Origin of the sequence: Staphylococcus edaphicus, from assembly GCF_002614725.1 — a bacterium.
In the GTDB taxonomy this organism is placed as follows: domain Bacteria; phylum Bacillota; class Bacilli; order Staphylococcales; family Staphylococcaceae; genus Staphylococcus; species Staphylococcus edaphicus.
This window is the reverse complement of sequence record NZ_MRZN01000037.1, coordinates 1-3,304: the sequence shown is the minus strand read 5'-3', so window position 1 is coordinate 3,304 and position 3,304 is coordinate 1. Positions and strand designations below refer to the sequence as shown.

The 3,304-nt window shown below is 48.0% G+C and carries 2 rRNA genes; both read left to right on the top strand.

Annotation, left to right across the window (positions count from 1 at the left end):
* Positions 1–188: 188 nt before the first annotated feature.
* Positions 189–3,111 (top strand): 23S ribosomal RNA (locus tag BTJ66_RS13400).
* A 79-nt stretch (positions 3,112–3,190) separates the two neighbouring features.
* Positions 3,191–3,304, top strand: a 5S ribosomal RNA gene (gene rrf, locus BTJ66_RS13395); the annotation flags it as partial.

Sequence of the window (3,304 nt, the reverse complement as noted above, 5' to 3'; positions counted from 1 at the left end):
TTTTGTACATTGAAAACTAGATAAGTAAGTAAAATTTATGATTTTACCAAGCAAAACCGAGTGAATTAGAGTTTTTTAACAAGCTTTGAATTCAAAAAAAGAAATAATCGCTAGTGTTCGAAAGAACACTCACAGATTAATAACATTTTGGGTTTTCAACCGACTTGTTCGTGTTGAAAGTCAAAAAAGATTAAGTTATTAAGGGCGCACGGTGGATGCCTTGGCACTAGAAGCCGATGAAGGACGTTACTAACGACGATATGCTTTGGGGAGCTGTAAGTAAGCTTTGATCCAGAGATTTCCGAATGGGGAAACCCAGCACGAGTTATGTCGTGTTATCGATATGTGAATACATAGCATATCTGAAGGCAGACGCGGAGAACTGAAACATCTTAGTACCCGCAGGAAGAGAAAGAAAAATCGATTCCCTGAGTAGCGGCGAGCGAAACGGGAAGAGCCCAAACCAACGAGCTTGCTTGTTGGGGTTGTAGGACACTCTATACGGAGTTACAAAAGAACAAATTAGACGAATCATCTGGAAAGATGAATCAAAGAAGGTAATAATCCTGTAGTCGAAAGTTTGTTCACTCTTGAGTGGATCCTGAGTACGACGGAACACGAGAAATTCCGTCGGAATCCGGGAGGACCATCTCCCAAGGCTAAATACTCTCTAGTGACCGATAGTGAACCAGTACCGTGAGGGAAAGGTGAAAAGTACCCCGGAAGGGGAGTGAAATAGAACTTGAAACCGTGTGCTTACAAGTAGTCAGAGCCCGTTAATGGGTGATGGCGTGCCTTTTGTAGAATGAACCGGCGAGTTACGATTTGATGCAAGGTTAAGCAGTGAATGTGGAGCCGTAGCGAAAGCGAGTCTGAATAGGGCGTTGAGTATTTGGTCGTAGACCCGAAACCAGGTGATCTACCCATGACCAGGTTGAAGTTCAGGTAACACTGAATGGAGGACCGAACCGACTTACGTTGAAAAGTGAGCGGATGAGTTGTGGGTAGCGGAGAAATTCCAATCGAACCTGGAGATAGCTGGTTCTCTCCGAAATAGCTTTAGGGCTAGCCTCAAGTGATGATTATTGGAGGTAGAGCACTGTTTGGACGAGGGGCCCTTATCGGGTTACCGAATTCAGACAAACTCCGAATGCCAATCAATTTAACTTGGGAGTCAGAACGCGGGTGATAAGGTCCGTGTTCGAAAGGGAAACAGCCCAGACCACCAGCTAAGGTCCCAAAATATATGTTAAGTGGAAAAGGATGTGGCGTTGCCCAGACAACTAGGATGTTGGCTTAGAAGCAGCCATCATTTAAAGAGTGCGTAATAGCTCACTAGTCGAGTGACACTGCGCCGAAAATGTACCGGGGCTAAACATATTACCGAAGCTGTGGATTGTCCGTAAGGACAATGGTAGGAGAGCGTTCTAAGGGCGTTGAAGCATGATCGCAAGGACATGTGGAGCGCTTAGAAGTGAGAATGCCGGTGTGAGTAGCGAAAGACGGGTGAGAATCCCGTCCACCGATTGACTAAGGTTTCCAGAGGAAGGCTCGTCCGCTCTGGGTTAGTCGGGTCCTAAGCTGAGGCCGATAGGCGTAGGCGATGGATAACAGGTTGATATTCCTGTACCACCATAATTCGTTTTAAGCGATGGGGGGACGCAGTAGGATAGGCGAAGCGTACGATTGGATTGTACGTCCAAGCAGTAAGATTGAGTGTTAGGCAAATCCGGCACTCTTAAGATCAAGCTGTGATGGGGAGAGGAAATTGTTTCCTCGAGTCGTTGATTTCACACTGCCAAGAAAAGCCTCTAGCTAGAATTGTGGTGCCCGTACCGCAAACCGACACAGGTAGTCAAGATGAGAATTCTAAGGTGAGCGAGCGAACTCTCGTTAAGGAACTCGGCAAAATGACCCCGTAACTTCGGGAGAAGGGGTGCTCTTTAGGGTTAACGCCCAGGAGAGCCGCAGTGAATAGGCCCAAGCGACTGTTTATCAAAAACACAGGTCTCTGCTAAACCGTAAGGTGATGTATAGGGGCTGACGCCTGCCCGGTGCTGGAAGGTTAAGAGGAGTGGTTAGCTTCTGCGAAGCTACGAATCGAAGCCCCAGTAAACGGCGGCCGTAACTATAACGGTCCTAAGGTAGCGAAATTCCTTGTCGGGTAAGTTCCGACCCGCACGAAAGGCGTAACGATTTGGGCACTGTCTCAACGAGAGACTCGGTGAAATCATAGTACCTGTGAAGATGCAGGTTACCCGCGACAGGACGGAAAGACCCCGTGGAGCTTTACTGTAGTCTGATATTGAAATTCGGCACAGCTTGTACAGGATAGGTAGGAGCCTGAGATACGTGAGCGCTAGCTTACGTGGAGGCGTTGGTGGGATACTACCCTCGCTGTGTTGGATTTCTAACCCGCACCATTTATCATGGTGGGAGACAGTGTCAGATGGGCAGTTTGACTGGGGCGGTCGCCTCCTAAAGAGTAACGGAGGCGCTCAAAGGTTTCCTCAGAATGGTTGGAAATCATTCATAGAGTGTAAAGGCATAAGGAAGCTTGACTGCGAGACTTACAAGTCGAGCAGGGTCGAAAGACGGACTTAGTGATCCGGTGGTTCCGCATGGAAGGGCCATCGCTCAACGGATAAAAGCTACCCCGGGGATAACAGGCTTATCTCCCCCAAGAGTTCACATCGACGGGGAGGTTTGGCACCTCGATGTCGGCTCATCGCATCCTGGGGCTGTAGTCGGTCCCAAGGGTTGGGCTGTTCGCCCATTAAAGCGGTACGCGAGCTGGGTTCAGAACGTCGTGAGACAGTTCGGTCCCTATCCGTCGTGGGCGTAGGAAATTTGAGAGGAGCTGTCCTTAGTACGAGAGGACCGGGATGGACATACCTCTGGTGTACCAGTTGTCGTGCCAACGGCATCGCTGGGTAGCTATGTATGGACGGGATAAGTGCTGAAAGCATCTAAGCATGAAGCCCCCCTCAAGATGAGATTTCCCAACTTCGGTTATAAGATCCCTCAAAGATGATGAGGTTAATAGGTTCGAGGTGGAAGCATAGCGATATGTGTAGCTGACGAATACTAATCGATCGAAGACTTAATCAAATTTTAAAATGTTTTGTTTGGTTTAATCATATTTTACTTACTATCTAGTTTTGAATGTATAATTTCATACATTTCATTGTCTGGTGACAATGGCAAGGAGGTCACACCTGTTCCCATGCCGAACACAGAAGTTAAGCTCCTTAGCGCCGATGGTAGTCGGACTTACGTTCCGCAAGAGTAGGACGTTGCCAGG